Raw genomic sequence first — 17,423 nt, forward strand, 5'->3', positions numbered from 1 at the left:
ACGAAAATTTAGTAGTAGAGAGCAATATACTGATCATCCACCCGTTTAATATCAACCGGAGTATCAAAAATGTCCTCAATAATGTCAGATTTCATGATCTCTTCTGGCTTACCGTGATAAGACAGGCGGCCGTTTCTCAGAGCGACAATATAGTCCGAATAAACGGAAGCGAAATTTATATCGTGGATCACTAAGATAATCGTTTTACCCAGCTCATCTGCCGCTTTACGCAGCAGTTTCATCATGATCACCGCATGTTTCATATCAAGGTTATTCAACGGCTCATCAAGTAAAACATACTCGGTATCTTGACATAAAACCATTGCGACATAAGCCCGTTGGCGTTGACCACCCGATAATTCATCTAAATAACGGTGACGTAAATCTGACAAATTTAGAAAAGAGAGTGACTCATCAATTTTCTTTTTATCGTCAATGGTTAAACGGCCTTTGGTGTATGGGTAACGCCCAAAACCAACCAATTCCTCGACTGTTAAACGGCTGGCAAATTGATTTTCTTGGCGCAAAACTGACAAACATTTCGCTAATTTATCACTCGGTGTTGTCGATACGTCTAAATCATTCACTTTGACGTAACCACCGTGATCAGGCTGCAACAAGCGCCCAATTATCGACAATAGTGTTGATTTACCTGCACCATTAGGCCCGATGATTGAGGTAATACCGCTATTTTTAATTGTTGTTGTTACGTTATCTAAGACTTTAGTATCCTGATAACTTTTCGATATCTGACTAATTTCAATCATACTAAAACCTTCTTAACACCATATAAATAAAGAAAATACCGCCGACAAATTCGATAACAACTGATAATGTCCCAGCCATATTTAAGCCATATTCTAGAATCAATTGCCCACCAATCAGCGCAATGACACCAAGTAGAAAGGAAACGGGTAACAAATAGCGGTGCTGGCTACTGCCTGCCACTAAATAAGCTAAGTTCGCGACCATCAAACCTAAGAATGTTAAAGGCCCAACTAATGCTGTAGAAACTGCAACTAATATTGAGATAAGCAACAAAATGACAGTGACTTGCTGGCGATAATTAATCCCTAAATTCACCGCATTGGCTTGACCTAACGCGATAACGTCAAAACAATAACGCATGCGCCACAATAAGACACCGACGACTGCCGTGATCATTAATGTGAATAGAATTAGCTCAGGTGTTCCCTTTGTGAAGGTGGCAAACATCCGGCTTTGTAAAATGGAAAATTCATTAGGGTCCATTAGGCGCTGCAGCAATGTCGCTACGCTGCGAAATAATGTGCCAAGAATGATACCCACCATCAATACTAGGTTGATATTCATTTTAACTGACACAAATAACCAGCGGTAGAGCAGAACAGAGAACAGTACAAGTAGTGTGGACTCTAATAGAAACTTACCAATATTCAATAACCAAGAGGATGGAAAGCTCTCACTATAGAAGATAAAAATGGTTTGTAATAATACAAACAATGCTTCTAATCCCATGATAGATGGGGTTAATATCTTATTATTAGCGATCGTTTGAAAGAGAACTGTTGAAACCCCAGCCGAGAAAGCTACCACAATCATGGTGAGAACAATATAGCCTCGATGCGGCAAAATATAAGCAAGATTGCTACCTAAATTGACCGTCATATAAAGCACAATGGATAGCAGCGATAGTGCCAGTAGTATCCATATTCTTTGCAACGGCGTTACCCCTTTTTTAGGTAACGCTATTGATGAATTAACTTTTTGCATAACGTTGTTGCTTCAACAATAAATATAAAAAAATCACCGCGCCAACGACACCTAAAATCACACTTGCTGGGATTTCAAATGGATAGCGAATTAAGCGCCCAATAATGTCACACAGTAAAACTAAGCCACCACCAGCAATACAAATCCATGGGATGGTTTTACGTATGTTATCGCCCATCACTAAGCTCACGAGATTTGGAATAATTAAGCCTAGGAAAGGTAATGCCCCGACCACCACGACCACGACGCCACTGATTAAAGCGATAATCGATAAACCAATGGTCATCACTTTGCGATAATTTAGGCCAACATTAATTGAAAATTCACGCCCCATACCGGCGACCGTAAAGCTATCGGCAATCCAGCAAGCAATTAACGTTAATATTCCTACTAACCACAATAGTTCATACCGGCCTTGAATGATGCTAGAAAAGTCACCGCTCATCCATGCACCAAGAGATTGTAGTAAGTCGAAGTAATAAGCGGTAAAAATGGTCAATGCGCTAATAACTGCCCCTAACATAATCCCCACCAGTGGAACTATCAGGGCAGATTTTAAAATCACACGACGTAATAGCACCATAAACAACATGGTGCCAAGAAGTGCAAAACCGCTGGCCACCACCATTTTAGTCATAATACTTGCTGCTGGGAAAAGCACCATAACGACCAATAAACCTAAACTGGCTGACTGGGTTGTTCCTGCGAGGGAAGGTTCAACAAAACGGTTTTGTGTTAATAATTGCATGATTAGCCCAGCAACGCTCATGGCGCTACCTGCTAAAATCAAGGAGACGGTTCGGGGAATGCGGCTAATAAAGAAAATGTCTTGCATCTCTGGGTCGGTGAAAAGCGAAACGGGTGACACGTCACCCGCTCCAATAAACAAGCTTAATACCGCTAAAACCAATAACGCGACAATTCCACAAAAAAGATAAAGCGTTTTCATCGGTTATTTTGCTTGGCTCTTCTCTAATGCTGTATTGATATCGTCCATTAACTGAGAATAAGTTTGGATCCCACCAGCAATATATACTGCAGTTGGGTCAAGGTAAGTAATTTGGCCTTTTTCCCATGCAGCGGTTTTTCTCACTAATGCGTTATCTAATACTTCTGCAGCAGGCTGTGCATCCGTTTTGCCAATTGCGCTGTCACGGTCGATAACAAATAACCAGTCTGGGTTTAATTTCACCAGTAATTCTGCATTAACGATATTACCGTGGCGACCCGTGTTTTCTTCAAACACATAAGCAGGTTCAAAACCTAATACATCAAAGATAAAGCCGAAACGAGAACCTGGCCCATATGCGGAAATTTTACCACCACTCACTAAGATCACCATCGCTTTACCAGCAGTCGGCGCTTTAGCTTTAATACCTTCAATTTTTGTATTGAAGTCAGAAATCAGTTTTTTGGCTTGTTCTTCTTTACCGAATAGCGCGCCAAGTTCATTAGTGCGCTCAGTTAAGCTACCAATAAAGTTTTTGTTATCAATATCTAATGAAATGGTTGGTGCAACACCGCTGAGTTTGTCATAGGCATCACGAGCACGGCTACCACCTAAAATCAGGTCAGGCTTAGCATTACTTAAGGCTTCATAAGCAGGTTCAAATAATGTCCCGCCATTGACGTATTCAGAACCACTGTATTTAGTTAAGAATTCAGGGAAGTGAACGTTGGTTTGTGGGACACCGGCAACTGGTGCTCCGAGTGCATCCATGATGTCCAATGTTTCCATGTTCATCACCATGACTTTTTGCGGATGACGAGGAATTTCAGTTTTGCCTTGGGCATGTTCAATTGTGATAGTTTGTTTTTCTGCGACTTGAGCTGTTTCTGTCGTGTCTTTTGCGTTATCACAACCAGCTAATACTAACGCAGATAACAACGCAATACCCGAAACTAATGATTTTGCAAACATCTAATTTCCTCCGTCCATCGATAAAAGTACTGATGATAAAATTTGGTGATCCACAATGTAGCGTATATTACACGCAAATAAGCGCAAATGATATTAGTTTGCATTTGCATTCACTAAAAAGTTGTTGCAACGCACAAAAACATCAATTTAATCTGTTGAATCTATGAATTTTAAAGTGTTAAAAGGAAAGAGAGAAATAAAAAAACGAGGAGAACTCTATAAAACAGAGGGTTGGCAGTTTGTTACGACATTTTATTCAAAAATAAATAGGTTGAGTTTTCTACTGTACTTGTTTGCTTAGCTACTTTTATTACAGTTAGGCGACATAAAATCGTCATCTCAACCTATTTATCATTAACAACCATTTAAAGACTTATTATTGCGTATCATCCAGCCGCCCATTTTCACTGAGCTGAGAGCTGATATCTTCAAGGAACCAATCAATTGGTGTTCCCATCAAAAATGCAAGTTTAAACAAATGAAACAAATCAATCTTGATTTTGCCTCTTTCATAGCGTGAGATCTGTTGTTGACTAACACCTAATAACTGAGCTAACTGAAACCCTGTATACCCCAGTTCTCTACGCTTTTCTAAGATCCTCTGACCTACCATATAATGGATTTTTTCACTGCCATTTTCTGAATACATATTTTCACCATTTATTAAGGCACAGTTAAAATAAGGGCTGCGGCACCTTCAAACTGACCGGCTTGAACTCGGCCATTAGTACCTAATACAGCTTTCAGGGTTACTGAACTTGTTCCACCAGCAGGTACATGGATTTTATAACCAGCTTCTCCTGGCGTATCATTTCCACCTAGATACAAATTCGCATATAAACTGTTATCTGGTCGTAAATTAACACGACCATTTGTCACGTTAACCCCTGTAGCAATCACCAGCACATCCATCGCTAAGTTACATGTCACACTAACGTTTACTTGTTTTGATTGACCAGCAAGTTCAGCTTCGCTAATTGGGCCAAAGTTAATATCTGGGATCGTATTGTTAATCTTACAAGCCCCAATCGGTGGAGGCGCAATACCACATAATGAGCCGGGGATTAACCTGCCTTGTGTTGCAACACTTGACTCAGTATTTTGCCAAAATAGCCCCACACACTCTTGGTTGTTCTGTAATACAACGCCTGTATGTTGTGCCAACGCGGTTGATGGAGCTGTCGCCTTAGCCCAAACTCCGGGTATATTTTGCACTTGGTCCATGTATTGATAATTGGATATTTCAGCTAAAACGACTGTTGGTCGCCCTGGCAATCCTTCTGGAGTATGTTTATGACTTACTGTCAACCAACATTTGAATCCCTTTCTATAGCAAGGGTTAGGTACATTCGGTAATTCAGGGTCCCAACGGGCAATAACATACCTATAATTCGCATCCCCATTGCTCGGATTTGATCCGGGCATGGATTCTGTGATATAGGAAAAAACAGAGGCTGATGCAGTAGATGAAAACATGACTGCACCAATTAATAGCGATAAAAATACTTTCATATTAGTCACAGCCTTATTATTCATAATCTAATTTAAATGTTGCTACAGCACTGTAAGGCCCTACTTTTATTGTCTTATCAGCAATAGCATCCGGTTCACCTTTTAAATAGGCATAGAACCGCAATTGGTTAGCACCATCTTGTAGCGTTAGCTTCGAGCCTTTTTGTTCAATCGCCAGTGGTGTTTTATCTGAATTTTGTAGCCCCACCGCGAAACCAGATGCAACACTGCTCGTTGATAACGCTAAAAAACCAGGTAGTGCCAGGTTCGGTGTTCCAGAAAAGGTGACTTCCACAAATTTGCCTATTGTCGTATCACAGTCAGACAACTTAATCACAAACTCTTTAGGAGGCGTTTCACCATAGGCATAAAAGTTTTTCTCCGGTGTATCAAAAAAATCCATCGGGATGTTTTCATCACCCGGTAAAATAGTGCAAGGTTCCTCCACTAAATTACCGATAATCCTTAAATTATCAGGCACAGCGAAAGCGGTGCTAACGTTGATAAGTAAGGCACTAGCTACTGCACATTGAATTAGTTTGTTCATTATTGGTACTCCGCTAGCAATGTCCCTGTTGCGGCAAAGCTTCCTTCAGGCAACGTAACGCCCAATCTCTTTACAGGAACAACCTCTAGAATAGGTGGTTGCCCATAGCTAATCTTTAACGGTTTATTAATTTCAAAACCGAGGCCATTTTGAGTAATACGCATGCCAAGATCTCGAACATTAGTTTCCAGTGCCGACTTATCAAAATCTGTTGCTGTCCCTTTGATAGTTAGCATTAAGTCCCAACCTTTTAAGTTTTCTTCACACTTCAATGCGTAATTAATCGGTTTCGCAAAGTTAACGCCATCAACCTTATGTAAACCAATATCTTTGTATTCGATGACGTGAACTTTATCTTCAAAAACAGTGCAAGGCGGTGGAAGTAACAAGGTTCCAGTAAATTCCACATCGTTTGCCATCGCAGCGCTAACAGGTATAACTAACAAACTCATTATCAGTGGAAGTCTTTTCATTATTTTTTTCATTATTTTCCCCTCACTGATAATCAAGTTTGATAGTGACGCCCGCATGAAAAACCCCACCCTTTGTTAATGTTGTGGATAAATCACGAACAGGTATGGCTTCAAATTGAGGGGCATTTGGATAAACAAACTTAATTTCTTGATTTAATCGAAGTTTGCTTCCGTTATAACGAAAAGCGATCCCTAAACCTTGAATGTCTGTTTCAATCGCACCACTATCAAAGGAGGCAGGAATACCAACCAACGTCATTTTCATTTGTGATGTCGGTCTTTTTTCACAATCAATATTGTAATTTATCGATTTTGCATAGGCGTTACCGTCAATCCGTGTACTCATGATTTCGTCAAAATTAACTTTGATTATATTTCCGCCATTAATTTTGCAAGGTGGTGGTGCCAAAACAACCCCTTTAATCGGTACGGTTATCATACCTGGCGTAATTGTCGCCCTTGTACTTCCTGATGGGCTAATACGCGAATCAGGTAATCCTGCATAGGAAACCGATGTAAAAAATATTCCAGCGAGACATGATGCCAGCAGGTACCGCTGCTTATTTAAATCACTCATAATCCACCTTAAAGTCCATTACGGCGCTGAAACTTCCTTCCGTCAGTTTTTCGGGAGTTCTCACTGGCGTTACAAAATATTGAAGTGTGCCTTGCGGTGCATCGAGAAATTGTGGACGACCACGACTTCCTAGCCTGATATCTTCTCGTTGTGCATCCGTCACTTCTAACGCCACGCCAGAGACACCTTTTACACTTAACATTTCTGGAAAATGCTTATCCGATACGGCAACAAAAGAAACCGTTATCACCGGTTGCATTGCATCCCATAGTGCACGACCCGTTCGAGTGTCTTTCATTCGACTTTCCGTACGAATGCAGTGCCTAAATTCTAATTCGAATGACACTGGCTCAGCTCTATCACCAGGTTTACGGAGTGAATAAGAAGGGATCTCCCCTAGAGACACTTCTTGGCGCGTTGAATTGGTCACATCCATCGTACAAGGTGCCTCGGTCATCATGCCATTTACTGTCAATGTTCCGTGTAATCCATCAATATCCCAGCTACTTATTCCAAAGGTAAATACTGGAACTAAGCCAAATAAGATAGTGCTGAACTGGAGAGTCCTTTTCATACATTATTCTCCGTTATCTGTCCGTCGAAGATTCAACTTTGCAAGTTGTACCGGCGCAACCAAACGTCAATTTAGGCCTTCCACCATAATCATTGATATAAGTTAGAACTGGTTTTGCCCCCATGGCACTTGCGCTACCCTTAAGCATTCCGTTACTTTTTGGTGAGATCATCACAGGCTCAAATTGCTTCACCGTATCTCCACCCACTCTTGAACTTGCATCCACAATCGTGACAAAGTAAGCAGTTGGATTTGTGATTTCGTAGGCATCTCCTTTACGCGTTAACGTAATTTTTTCCTGCCATGGATTTTCTAAATCCGTACGAGTGGCGTATAACGCTTTTGGTCTATAAAACAATTTAATACGCGTCTGTAATGCAATCTGTAAAACGTTAGCTTCTTTACTACGTGGTGGAATCTCACGTAAGTTAAAGTAATAAACACTTTCTCTGTCTTGAGGTAATGTAGCGATATCAGGCAGAGATTGAATTTTAACCTGGCTACCTTCACCTGGTTCTACACGTTGAACTGGTGGTAAAACCGTGAGTGGGCTTTCAATTTTGTTACCATTAGCGTCTTCAATCCAACCCTGCGCAAGATAAGGTAATTCTGTGTTTTCATTCTTAATATTCAAGCTAATGGTTTTTTCAGTCCCATTATAAATAACGCGTGTTCTATCAAGTGCAATAGCAGCCAGAGCCTGCCCGCATAGCACCGCAGATAACGTGATTGTTGTAGTAAAAAATGCAATTTTTTTAATATTCATAAGTACCAACTATTTATAAAATCAAGCAACTTGGGTTACTCTGTATAATCTGTGCTGTAAGCAATATCCGGTGGTTTTAATAACCAACGCTGACTCGGCGCTACGCCCTGTTTAATCGGCGCAGGCTTGTAAACTGGAGCAGACTGCCCAACAGGAACGGCTTTTGCTGGCATATACCCAGGTTCAGCACTTGGGCTGCTTGTACACGGTAATAACAGTGAGTTAAATTCAGCCGTGGTAATATTTTCTGGAACCTGAATTTTGCATTGCACACTTCCATCCCAATACACATCTAAAACTTCATTTGGGCTGATACCTGAGATATACACAGACCCATTATCAGTTACGATACCGAGCTCTCTATTCTTCTCATTTCTCACGGTGGCACCGAATGGCGGATAACTTCCATCTGCCAATGCCAATCTCACCATGGTTTTAATACCCGATAACACTTCAAACTCGCGATAACCTACAGCCCCTTCTGTCAACGTAATTGGCTGAGATGTTCGGATGGCTTCTACGTTGTCAGGCAATTGAGTCACATCAATGGATGTACTGGTACGATAGTAATCACTGATATCAGCAACTACCGCTTTACCAAAAATATTGGTTTCAGTGGTCGGCCCAAAACCTTGAATAGGCACGTTTTTCACACCCTCAGTTCCCACCATCACACGACTTCCACCTGGGGTATTAATACGGTGCAATGCCGCACCATGCCCTGTGACTGTTGCACCACCTTGTAAAGAAAATGCAGCTGAAGCAGTATCACCATTGATATAGCTGGTACTTGCAGTAAGTGTTGCTAAATCAGCGTAACGTGTATAGAAGCCATCAACAGTTCCACGGCCTCGGTTACTCACCCCAGTACCCACACGATAGTTCGTCTTATCATCAATGGAATCAAAATAACTGACGGTGTGTGAGTTACCATCTCTTGTCACCATATTGTTGTAGCTAATTGACGCTCTATCTGCCCAAGGCAAAGAGAGATTCATATATAGCCCGTCGTCATTATTTCTATTATCAAATTTGTTACGGAATGCCGTTAAACTTAAGTTGATATTTTTAAAACGGCCAATATCAAAATATTTCGCAATAGAAAGGTTATAACGTTTTGCTGCTGGCTTATTCCAATAAGTTTCGTGGTTATAGTTCAGATACGCTGTCAGATCTGCACTAGTAAAATACTTATTAAATGTAATCGTATACAGCTCTTTACTATTATCGAATTCCACACCTCTATAACGACGATCGAGGTACTGGTTCATACTCATAAAGTCACGTTCAGAGAATCGGTATCCTGCGAAAGTTACTTGGCTATCATAGTCTTCAAAACGTTTTGAATAACTTAAGCGATACGATGCCCCCGTATAGATTTTGTTATCTGTTTTCAGTTTCGCGCGTGACTCAGTGACATCGAATGAAATTGCACCAAAGGCGAGTAAATCTCGACCAACACCGAGTGATAACGCGTTATAGTCACCTGCTGCTATTGCACCGCCGAATAATGACCAACCGTTGGAGACCCCCCAGCTAAATTCCCCCGTAACAAACCCTTGCCCCTCAGTTTCGTGTTCCATATTATTCGGTCGTCCACCTGCAATCTTAAACAGCACTGAGCCTGGACGAGTTAAATAAGGAATAGAGGCGGTATTCATTTGGAATTCTTGTACGGAGCCATCCTGCTCTTCGACACGTACATCTAATTTACCGCTAACCGCATCACTTAAATCTTGAATACGGAAAGGCCCCGGCGCAACTTGTGTTTCATAAATAACACGTCCTTGCTGAGTCACGATCACTTTTGCATTGGTTCTTGCAACGCCAGTCACCTCCGGTGCATAGCCACGTAGGTTTGGTGGTAGCATTCTTTCGTCAGAGATCAGGCTAGCCCCCATATAACGGAATGAGTCAAACAACCCTGAACGTAAAAATTGCTCACCCATAGTAAGCTTTGCATTTAACTCTTTTACTGCTCTATAGGCATAATATTGGCTCCAATCCCATTTACGGTCGGTCGATTGCCCATTAGTGCGATTATAACTTGCTTGCCAATCTGCCCTAAAACGCCACGCACCAAGGTTAAAGCCAGTTGTACCGTTACCAGTAACTGACTGTGTATTGGCTGAATCCGCAGGCCTTGTTAAGTTAGCATTCAAGTTATAGTCAAAAATTAGGGCGGGTACACCTTCATCCCAACGAGATGGTGGATCCCAGTTATCAGAAGTAAATTCGATATAAGCCTGAGGTACAGTAATTGTGACTGTTTCTTTGGCTAAAGAACCGCTTACTGTCATTCCGGGGATCGTTTCTGGAATCAAACATTGGCCATTTTTAGCAAACTCAACCTTTTTCTTCCATTCATCGCGCAAAGCAATATGTTCAACAACATCTGGCGTTAAACAAGGCTCCGTCATACTTGGATCATTAGGATCCGCGATATATTCAATATCAAAAATGTCAGCTAAGTCGCGATTATTTAAATTAATTTTAAATGGATATTTCCCTGGCATAACATAACCCGCACGAGAGAACTCGTTTAAGGAAATATTTTGTTTATCCTGAAGATCTAAAACATCTGTATTAAACTCAATACTATCATTATTTGCATTAGCTAAATTTATATGAGCAATAGCAAGAAACACCATGGTAGCAACAGGCGTTAAAAAATAACTTACTGAGTTATTAAATGCTTTATTTTTACTTTTTAATTGCAGAGCCATAATAGTCCCTTAGTAATAACTCAGTAATAATCCATTTTAAAACGGATAGTTGTCTGATAATTCCCTGGTTTTAAACGTTTATTATTAGGTACTACCCGTACCTTATAGTGCAAAGTTGTATTCCCTGCGCTAATGGGTAAATCAGGCATTGCCTGACCAGGTATAGCTACATTTCCAGCTGTATCAGAAATTTTTACTGACAATCCATTTGCATGCCCAAAAACATCGAAGTTACGGCCATCTGTTGGACCATCGAATGTAATATTGAAAGTTTGCCAATTAGGAGTTCCAGGAGTTACCGGTGTTAAAACACAATTGATAAGGCGTATAGAGAAATCACTTGTAGGGCTTTCTCTGTCGTGAATTATCTGGCTAACCGGTACAGTCGTTATGTTAACTGATTGATCTCGGCTATCTGCATCTATTGCACAAGGGCTCTCAATGATTGAACCGCCCATGGTAACAGTTCCTTTGAACTGACTTTGTGCCCGAGAATTTTGATTTTGCGCACTAACTATCGGGGCAAATATCATTCCTGAAAGCACCATGACAATGATGCCAAAGTGATTCATAGCGACTCCATTTCAACTTAATAACCAATTTCAATGCTTTAAAATTAGTGCCCATACATCCTTGTACGGGCTATACCAATTACTGGTAGCTCAGAGCAAATGTTGCAATTGCATCAAATTCACCTGGTACAGCTGGGTTGTTTGCTGCATCATCATCGCCTTGCAAATAAGCTTGGAAACGCAATGTGTTCGCACCAGTTAATAAAGTTTGAGATGGTGATTTAGCACCTAAAGCAATTTTAGTTCCGTTGTAATCAGTGATCACGATACCCGCATTTTTCGCAGTACCAGCAATAGCTAAACCATCAGTTACTGAAGTACTTGGGATACCAGTAAATGTAGTTTGAACAGTTTTCAGAGTTGTGATGTCACACTGCTCTAATTGGATATTGAAGTCACGAGCAATACTTTTACCGCCACCGTTTAATGCAGACGTCGCAATAGCACCCATTTGTACTTCAAATGCTTGAGAACCTGGTGGAATTGAGCAAGGAGCATCAATAATTGAACCTTTAAAAGTGACTTTACCGCCACCTTGGTTCGCAGAAGCAGAACCCGCAACTACTGCCAGACCTAAACCTAATACTAAAGCAAGTTTATTTAATTTCATTTTATACATTTCCATTAGATAAAAAAGACGACACAAATTAAAATAATGAGTTATTATCAATCTGATTATTTTAATTTTTTCTTAAAATATATTCGATTAGTAAATATTAAGGATTGACACTAATAATTATTCTTATTTATCAAACTCCATTAACAAATAAAATAATTAAACAATGCATCAATGCGGTGCCATTATTATATCTCATTCTAGTTATGTCAAATCTGAAGATTAATTAGCTACTCACATTGTAAGTTAGTGATATATATATAATATCCTGACAATACTCTATTTCAAATACTCCATTACCGGATAAACGAGTGATGTACATCTAATTAAATCGACCTTTTTTTAATAAAAAACCACAAAATAAACCCAATCATTACTAATAAAGTTTTTTATACTCATAAAACGGATTCTTATTAGTGAAAAAAAATGAGGTGGAAGATAATAATAAAAATAGAATTAGATAAAATCATTAAAACGAAAAGTTTACTGAAAAATAATTAATCAGAAACATCTCAAAAAAAACAATTAAATATTTTCATAATGTTTCTCAATTCACTGATTGTTACATTTAAGCCAAAAAGAAAAACAAACATAAAACAATAAATATCATATAGATACATTAAATTTTTGTGTTTTTTATATGAATGGAACCTAGAAAACAATAATATAATAAAACATTTTTTTAAATTGAAATGAAAATAGAAACAATTAAGAACAAACGAATTAAATAAGTATCTACTAGAAAAAAACTTCATTGCAAAATATTTCAAATGGTAATAAAAAGTAACTTTCAATAAATCTATAATTATATAAATCTTATCTTTAAGCCTCAAAAAACCAAAAAATTAGCTTCTATAATCACAATCAGGTTATTTTTTAAGATTAACTAACTAAATTAAGATACGTTGGATAAAGTCAGTTTCTAGAAAACCCACCATGAATAAACAGAACACCTTAAGTTATTCTCGATAATTACATCACTGACCTAATGGTGATAGTTAAAATATAGAGGCTATACATTTAAGTAAAAATACCAATAAAAAATATTGGAATTAAAATATGATTAAATTAGACGTTATTGAGCAAAATAGAAGATAGATTGATCTCTAGCAGATTAAAAACAATCTGTGCTAGCCTAGTTTGATGTTAATACGTTTTTGTTTTCCTGATAGGCTACTCATTGGGTGGTCATGTGATGTAGGTAAAAAGCCTTATTATGCTCGAAGCACTTGCGAGTCGACAAATAGCCGCTAACTAACCAAGGTATGAGATAAGAAGTTAAAAATTTACTGACGTTTCGTTGCATCAGAGTTTGAGGCGATTCCCTACAAGGATGGCATTTTCTTCTATTACTCTATGAAAACTGCCCCTCAATAGTGTTATCAGATTAGTTTTTCAGCTGTAGAGCAACATACAACAGTACCTTACTTTCAATCGTTAATAGATCTAATTTTGTTATCTCAGATATCCTTTTTAAACGATAATCTAATGTATTTCTATGAATAAACAACTCGTTAGCTGTTTCACGAGATAATAAATTATTTTTAAACCAGACTGTTAATGTTTTAATTAGCACACCATTAGAATCTTCATGTAATAATGTATTCAATGGTTTTAATAGTTCTTCTGAAGACCATTTAAAATTTAAACCGTATAATAAAACCGGTAGCATAATATCTTGGTAACAGTAAATTTTTAACTGGGGTTTCTTAGCTTTCCCTACTTGCATGGTAATTTTAGCCGTCTCGTATGATTTTTTAATCGATTCCTCTGCGGGCTCTAAAAAAAAATTACCTAATGATATTTTCACTTGTAATTTAAATAACTTCTGAATATCTGATTCTAATTTTATAATTTTCTTTTTTTCATTATCAATATCCCATCGATTGAACTTATTTAGTGCAGGGGTTAAACAAACAATTTCCGTCAAAGATTGAATAGCGACTAAGTTATCAGGATTCTTATATTCAATTAGCTTTTTAATTTCTTGCAATTCACTAAATGCACTATTCACACCTAATTGGCCACTATCTAATTCAATAATTATAGCAACTCGTGGAATAGAAAAATTAATATTAAGCTTTTTAGACCATTCAGTTATATTATCGGGAATTGTTCCATTTTCGATATAAGTTAGAATAATTTCTTCTTTAAAACGATCGTTTAAATTCAAATGGTTATAAATCTCTGCCTGCTCTAGCATCATTACGGCTGTCATTGAAACCAACTCCCCAAATTGTTTAATTTGGGTTGGTTCTCCTGTTAATCCTATTACACCTATAATTTTACTATTCAAATAAAGAGGTAAATTAACACCTGGTTTAACCCCATGTAAATGATTTGCAGTGGCGTCATCAATAACAACCGTTCGCTTTTGCTTTATTGCAAGCAAAGCGCCTTCATGAAATTCGCCTAATCTATTACTATCTCCACTTCCTATAATACATCCAGTTTCGTCCATAACATTAATATTGCAATCAATAATCTTCATGGTTCTATCAACGATTTCTTGCGCTAATTTGGAGGTAAGACAATAATCATACATATTTCAACCTCTTTTGCTGGTGCTGTAAAATAGAAACAAGATTTTAAACTATAAGTTTTAATAATGTTTATTATTAATTTAATTGGTTCCAGTATTCAATATTCATTGAAAAAATCAAGAAAAATAAATTCAATTCAAAATAAAGCAAACAAAGCTAAATTTTCAAATTATTACTTCAATTCTTGTTGTCAATTTTAATATTCAACGTATTCGCTATATTTTTAGTACAATTAAATAAATTACTTTCAGCATTATTCAGTGCTTCTTTTAGTGAACTAATTTTATGCAAAATACTAAACGCTGAATCAATACCATATTGTTGTAAATGACTGAGGTCATCACCAAGGCTTCCAACAATGGCAATAACGGGTATTTTATGTTTTCTAGCTAACTGAGCGACGCCGAAAGGCACTTTGCCATTCAAACTTTGGCTATCTAATCGCCCTTCCCCTGTAATGACTAAACTCGCCCCTACCATATGTGATTCAAGGTTCAAGGTTTGTGCAATAATATCAAAGCCAGGCTTAAGTTCCGCTTTTAGGAAAGCAAGTAAAGCTGCTCCCATCCCTCCTGCTGCACCGGCTCCTGCAATATAATGAACCTCAACATGCAAATCTCGCTTAATGATATCTGCGAAATGTTCTAAATTTTTGTCTAACATTTCAATATGTTCATTTGTCGCACCCTTTTGGGGGCCAAATATTACAGATGCACCATTTTTACCAATCAATGGGTTCGAAACATCGCAAGCAATACTAAATTGACAAGCTTTTATCCTAGGGTCTATTGTACTGACATCAATACACGCTAAGTCGGCAAGTGCTTGTCCTCCTAATTTAATTTGTTGCCCATGTGAATCTAATAATTTGGCCCCAAGTGCTTGCAACATTCCTGCTCCGCCATCATTAGTTGCACTCCCGCCTATACCAATAATAATCTGCTTTACCCCAGTATCTAGGCAGGCTTTTATCAATTCTCCTGTTCCATATGATGTCGTAAGTAACGGGTTTCTTAATTCAACAGGGACTAGCTCTAGCCCACTTGCCGCAGCCATTTCTATAAATGCTTGCTGCTTATTTTGAGATAAACCATAGAATGCTTGAACACTCGTGCCTAAAGGACCAATAACATCAAGGTGATAGATTTCGCCATGGGTAGCCTCAACCATCGTCACAACAGTGCCTTCACCTCCATCCGCAATAGGACACTTTACATAAGTTGCATGTGGAAATACCTCTTTGAACCCGTTCTCAATAACCGTTGCGACTTTCAATGCAGATAAACTCTCTTTAAATGAGTCAGGTGCAATGACTATTTTCATAAAAATAATCCTTTAGAAATTTTTATTATCAATAAGTTAAAAATTCAGGTGGGTATTGCCCCACCTGATACGACTTTTTATTATTTCGGTTCATCAAGTAACAGGATCATAATTAAGCCAATCACCGCACAGATACCAAAGTAAGAGAAAACAGCATCAAACTTACCAGTCATATCTAACAATAGCCCTGCCATCATAGGTGAAACGAAGCCACCTAAGTTTCCTCCACTATTCACAACAGATATCGCAATTGGGTAGTTATTATTATCAGCAACTCCCATTGGATAAGCAGTAAATGCAGGCCAGCCAATATTCAAGAATAAACCAACCGAGAAAAGGGCAAGCGCAACTGCAGTCGTACTTTCAGGAACATTCAACATCACTAACATCATGGCAATCGTCGCTACTGCGGTAAATAGCATCGTAGGTTTACGACGACGACCAAAAACTTTATCAGAAATCCAGCCACCAAAAATCGAACCGATAAACCCACCAACAAATGGCATTGATGCAACAAAGCCCATCTTCATAAATGAAAAGCCTTTTTCATTCACCAGATAAGAAGGTATCCAGGTTAATATTCCATATAAAATACTGACCATCATGAAATAAGAAATGGTATTACACCAAATATTTTTAGATTTAAATATTTGGGAAGCTGAACTTAATGGCGTGACTGATTTAACACGAATAAATTTATCTAGCGTATTAAATTTAGGACTCAGAACAATATTGCCTTCTATTTTCTTTTCTGCAATTTCTGAATTATCGGCACGAATATAATCTAATTCACTTTGTGAAACAAAGCGACTTTCCTCTGGTTTTGTTCTAACAAATAAATACCAAATAATAGCGAGAAAAATACCGGGAATAGCGAACAGAATAAAGACCCAGCGCCATCCATAAGTTAATGCAATCCAAACGACTAATGGTGGAACAATAATCGGAGCAAACATCGTTGAAGCAATATAAACCCCAGTGGCAGTTGCTTTTTCTTTTGCTGGAAACCAATTATTAATTGTCGACGTTAGCCCGACAGGAGTTGGCGCTTCTGCCATACCTAGGCCAAGACGCAACCACTTAATTGCAAAGGCAGATTGGGCTAAGCCAATAAACCAAGTCATGGCGGAGAAACCGAGAATGGATAATGACACCATTCCTCTGATCCCACGTTTTGCCATCCAAAAGCCCGCGGGTATTTGGCATAAAGCATAACCGAGGAAAAACATACTCGCGAGAGAACCCGCTTCTAAATTAGTTAATTTAAACTCATCAGTAATAAAAGGTAGAACCGCACCAATATTACTTCTGTCTGCATAATTTACAGCATAGACGATAAAAATCAGGGCTAATACCACCCAACGATAATTCGTCTTTGGCTTAATCGGATTTGAATTTATCATTATTTTCGCTCCAGAGCAGTTTATTATTTAATACACGTTTTATTACCTGCTTTTTTAAGAATGAAACGATCCCTGCTAATTCATTAAAATTAACATTTAGGAACGTTATTTAATTTAA

At 38.4% G+C, this 17,423-nt stretch carries 17 protein-coding genes; all 17 read right to left on the reverse strand.

The features are described 5' to 3' along the window. Nucleotides 1-8: 8 nt before the first annotated feature. Entirely contained in the window at nucleotides 9-767 is a 759-nt protein-coding gene (locus tag M1F25_RS18310) for an ABC transporter ATP-binding protein (RefSeq protein ID WP_004259268.1), read from the reverse strand. 1 nt (nucleotide 768) lies between these two features. Next, a complete protein-coding gene (locus M1F25_RS18315; RefSeq protein ID WP_004259269.1) occupies nucleotides 769-1,752 on the reverse strand; it encodes an iron chelate uptake ABC transporter family permease subunit in 984 nt (327 codons plus the stop codon). Beyond that, nucleotides 1,739-2,701, reverse strand: coding sequence for an ABC transporter permease (locus M1F25_RS18320; protein ID WP_004259272.1), 963 nt, complete (start codon nucleotides 2,699-2,701; stop codon nucleotides 1,739-1,741). Before M1F25_RS18320 ends, M1F25_RS18315 begins: the two co-directional genes overlap by 14 nt. Nucleotides 2,702-2,704: 3 nt before the next feature. Beyond that, on the reverse strand, nucleotides 2,705-3,673 hold the full coding sequence (locus M1F25_RS18325) for a siderophore ABC transporter substrate-binding protein (RefSeq protein WP_004259275.1): 969 nt from the start codon (nucleotides 3,671-3,673) through the stop codon (nucleotides 2,705-2,707). Between the two features lie 376 nt (nucleotides 3,674-4,049). Continuing rightward, nucleotides 4,050-4,322, reverse strand: a complete 273-nt coding sequence (locus tag M1F25_RS18330; protein ID WP_004259284.1) for a helix-turn-helix domain-containing protein — start codon at nucleotides 4,320-4,322, stop codon at nucleotides 4,050-4,052. 14 nt (nucleotides 4,323-4,336) lie between these two features. Then, a complete protein-coding gene (locus M1F25_RS18335; protein WP_181488699.1) occupies nucleotides 4,337-5,185 on the reverse strand; it encodes an adhesin in 849 nt (282 codons plus the stop codon). 16 nt (nucleotides 5,186-5,201) lie between these two features. After that, nucleotides 5,202-5,732 carry a fimbrial protein gene (locus M1F25_RS18340; RefSeq protein WP_181488701.1) on the reverse strand — a complete coding sequence of 177 codons (531 nt, stop codon included), beginning with the start codon at nucleotides 5,730-5,732 and terminating at the stop codon, nucleotides 5,202-5,204. Next, nucleotides 5,732-6,217 (reverse strand): fimbrial protein, encoded by a 486-nt coding sequence (locus tag M1F25_RS18345; protein WP_232368701.1) that lies wholly within the window; start codon nucleotides 6,215-6,217, stop codon nucleotides 5,732-5,734. Before M1F25_RS18345 ends, M1F25_RS18340 begins: the two co-directional genes overlap by 1 nt. 10 nt (nucleotides 6,218-6,227) lie before the next feature. Next, nucleotides 6,228-6,782 carry a fimbrial protein gene (locus M1F25_RS18350; RefSeq protein WP_004259293.1) on the reverse strand — a complete coding sequence of 185 codons (555 nt, stop codon included), beginning with the start codon at nucleotides 6,780-6,782 and terminating at the stop codon, nucleotides 6,228-6,230. Continuing rightward, nucleotides 6,775-7,356 (reverse strand): fimbrial protein, encoded by a 582-nt coding sequence (locus tag M1F25_RS18355; protein WP_181488703.1) that lies wholly within the window; start codon nucleotides 7,354-7,356, stop codon nucleotides 6,775-6,777. Before M1F25_RS18355 ends, M1F25_RS18350 begins: the two co-directional genes overlap by 8 nt. Nucleotides 7,357-7,369: 13 nt before the next feature. Next, nucleotides 7,370-8,122, reverse strand: coding sequence for a fimbria/pilus periplasmic chaperone (locus tag M1F25_RS18360; RefSeq protein ID WP_004259296.1), 753 nt, complete (start codon nucleotides 8,120-8,122; stop codon nucleotides 7,370-7,372). 35 nt (nucleotides 8,123-8,157) lie between these two features. Then, nucleotides 8,158-10,848 (reverse strand): outer membrane usher protein, encoded by a 2,691-nt coding sequence (locus M1F25_RS18365; RefSeq protein WP_181488705.1) that lies wholly within the window; start codon nucleotides 10,846-10,848, stop codon nucleotides 8,158-8,160. 20 nt (nucleotides 10,849-10,868) lie between these two features. After that, on the reverse strand, nucleotides 10,869-11,420 hold the full coding sequence (locus M1F25_RS18370; protein ID WP_181488707.1) for a fimbrial protein: 552 nt from the start codon (nucleotides 11,418-11,420) through the stop codon (nucleotides 10,869-10,871). Between the two features lie 79 nt (nucleotides 11,421-11,499). Beyond that, entirely contained in the window at nucleotides 11,500-12,030 is a 531-nt protein-coding gene (locus M1F25_RS18375) for a fimbrial protein (protein WP_181488709.1), read from the reverse strand. A gap of 1,393 nt (nucleotides 12,031-13,423) precedes the next feature. Further along, the gene (locus tag M1F25_RS18380) at nucleotides 13,424-14,581 is read right to left on the reverse strand and encodes a sugar diacid recognition domain-containing protein (protein WP_004259303.1); all 1,158 of its coding nucleotides are present in this window, start codon (nucleotides 14,579-14,581) and stop codon (nucleotides 13,424-13,426) included. Nucleotides 14,582-14,756: 175 nt separating this feature from the next. Further along, the gene (locus M1F25_RS18385; protein WP_004259307.1) at nucleotides 14,757-15,902 is read right to left on the reverse strand and encodes a glycerate kinase; all 1,146 of its coding nucleotides are present in this window, start codon (nucleotides 15,900-15,902) and stop codon (nucleotides 14,757-14,759) included. A gap of 80 nt (nucleotides 15,903-15,982) precedes the next feature. After that, complete coding sequence (locus tag M1F25_RS18390; protein ID WP_004259309.1) at nucleotides 15,983-17,305, reverse strand: MFS transporter; 1,323 nt, start codon at nucleotides 17,303-17,305, stop codon at nucleotides 15,983-15,985. Nucleotides 17,306-17,423: the final 118 nt, after the last annotated feature.

The organism is Providencia sp. PROV109 (assembly GCF_033681625.1).
In the GTDB taxonomy this organism is placed as follows: Bacteria; Pseudomonadota; Gammaproteobacteria; order Enterobacterales; family Enterobacteriaceae; genus Providencia; species Providencia hangzhouensis.

What these genes read in the sequence shown, in the direction of transcription:
- M1F25_RS18310 (WP_004259268.1), bottom strand. Translation starts at nt 767, where the DNA reads ATGATTGAAATTAGTCAGATATCGAAAAGTTATCAGGATACTAAAGTC.
- M1F25_RS18315 (WP_004259269.1), bottom strand. Translation starts at nt 1,752, where the DNA reads ATGCAAAAAGTTAATTCATCAATAGCGTTACCTAAAAAAGGGGTAACG.
- M1F25_RS18320 (WP_004259272.1), bottom strand. Translation starts at nt 2,701, where the DNA reads ATGAAAACGCTTTATCTTTTTTGTGGAATTGTCGCGTTATTGGTTTTA.
- M1F25_RS18325 (WP_004259275.1), bottom strand. Translation starts at nt 3,673, where the DNA reads ATGTTTGCAAAATCATTAGTTTCGGGTATTGCGTTGTTATCTGCGTTA.
- M1F25_RS18330 (WP_004259284.1), bottom strand. Translation starts at nt 4,322, where the DNA reads ATGTATTCAGAAAATGGCAGTGAAAAAATCCATTATATGGTAGGTCAG.
- M1F25_RS18335 (WP_181488699.1), bottom strand. Translation starts at nt 5,185, where the DNA reads ATGAAAGTATTTTTATCGCTATTAATTGGTGCAGTCATGTTTTCATCT.
- M1F25_RS18340 (WP_181488701.1), bottom strand. Translation starts at nt 5,732, where the DNA reads ATGAACAAACTAATTCAATGTGCAGTAGCTAGTGCCTTACTTATCAAC.
- M1F25_RS18345 (WP_232368701.1), bottom strand. Translation starts at nt 6,217, where the DNA reads ATGAAAAAAATAATGAAAAGACTTCCACTGATAATGAGTTTGTTAGTT.
- M1F25_RS18350 (WP_004259293.1), bottom strand. Translation starts at nt 6,782, where the DNA reads ATGAGTGATTTAAATAAGCAGCGGTACCTGCTGGCATCATGTCTCGCT.
- M1F25_RS18355 (WP_181488703.1), bottom strand. Translation starts at nt 7,356, where the DNA reads ATGAAAAGGACTCTCCAGTTCAGCACTATCTTATTTGGCTTAGTTCCA.
- M1F25_RS18360 (WP_004259296.1), bottom strand. Translation starts at nt 8,122, where the DNA reads ATGAATATTAAAAAAATTGCATTTTTTACTACAACAATCACGTTATCT.
- M1F25_RS18365 (WP_181488705.1), bottom strand. Translation starts at nt 10,848, where the DNA reads ATGGCTCTGCAATTAAAAAGTAAAAATAAAGCATTTAATAACTCAGTA.
- M1F25_RS18370 (WP_181488707.1), bottom strand. Translation starts at nt 11,420, where the DNA reads ATGAATCACTTTGGCATCATTGTCATGGTGCTTTCAGGAATGATATTT.
- M1F25_RS18375 (WP_181488709.1), bottom strand. Translation starts at nt 12,030, where the DNA reads ATGAAATTAAATAAACTTGCTTTAGTATTAGGTTTAGGTCTGGCAGTA.
- M1F25_RS18380 (WP_004259303.1), bottom strand. Translation starts at nt 14,581, where the DNA reads ATGTATGATTATTGTCTTACCTCCAAATTAGCGCAAGAAATCGTTGAT.
- M1F25_RS18385 (WP_004259307.1), bottom strand. Translation starts at nt 15,902, where the DNA reads ATGAAAATAGTCATTGCACCTGACTCATTTAAAGAGAGTTTATCTGCA.
- M1F25_RS18390 (WP_004259309.1), bottom strand. Translation starts at nt 17,305, where the DNA reads ATGATAAATTCAAATCCGATTAAGCCAAAGACGAATTATCGTTGGGTG.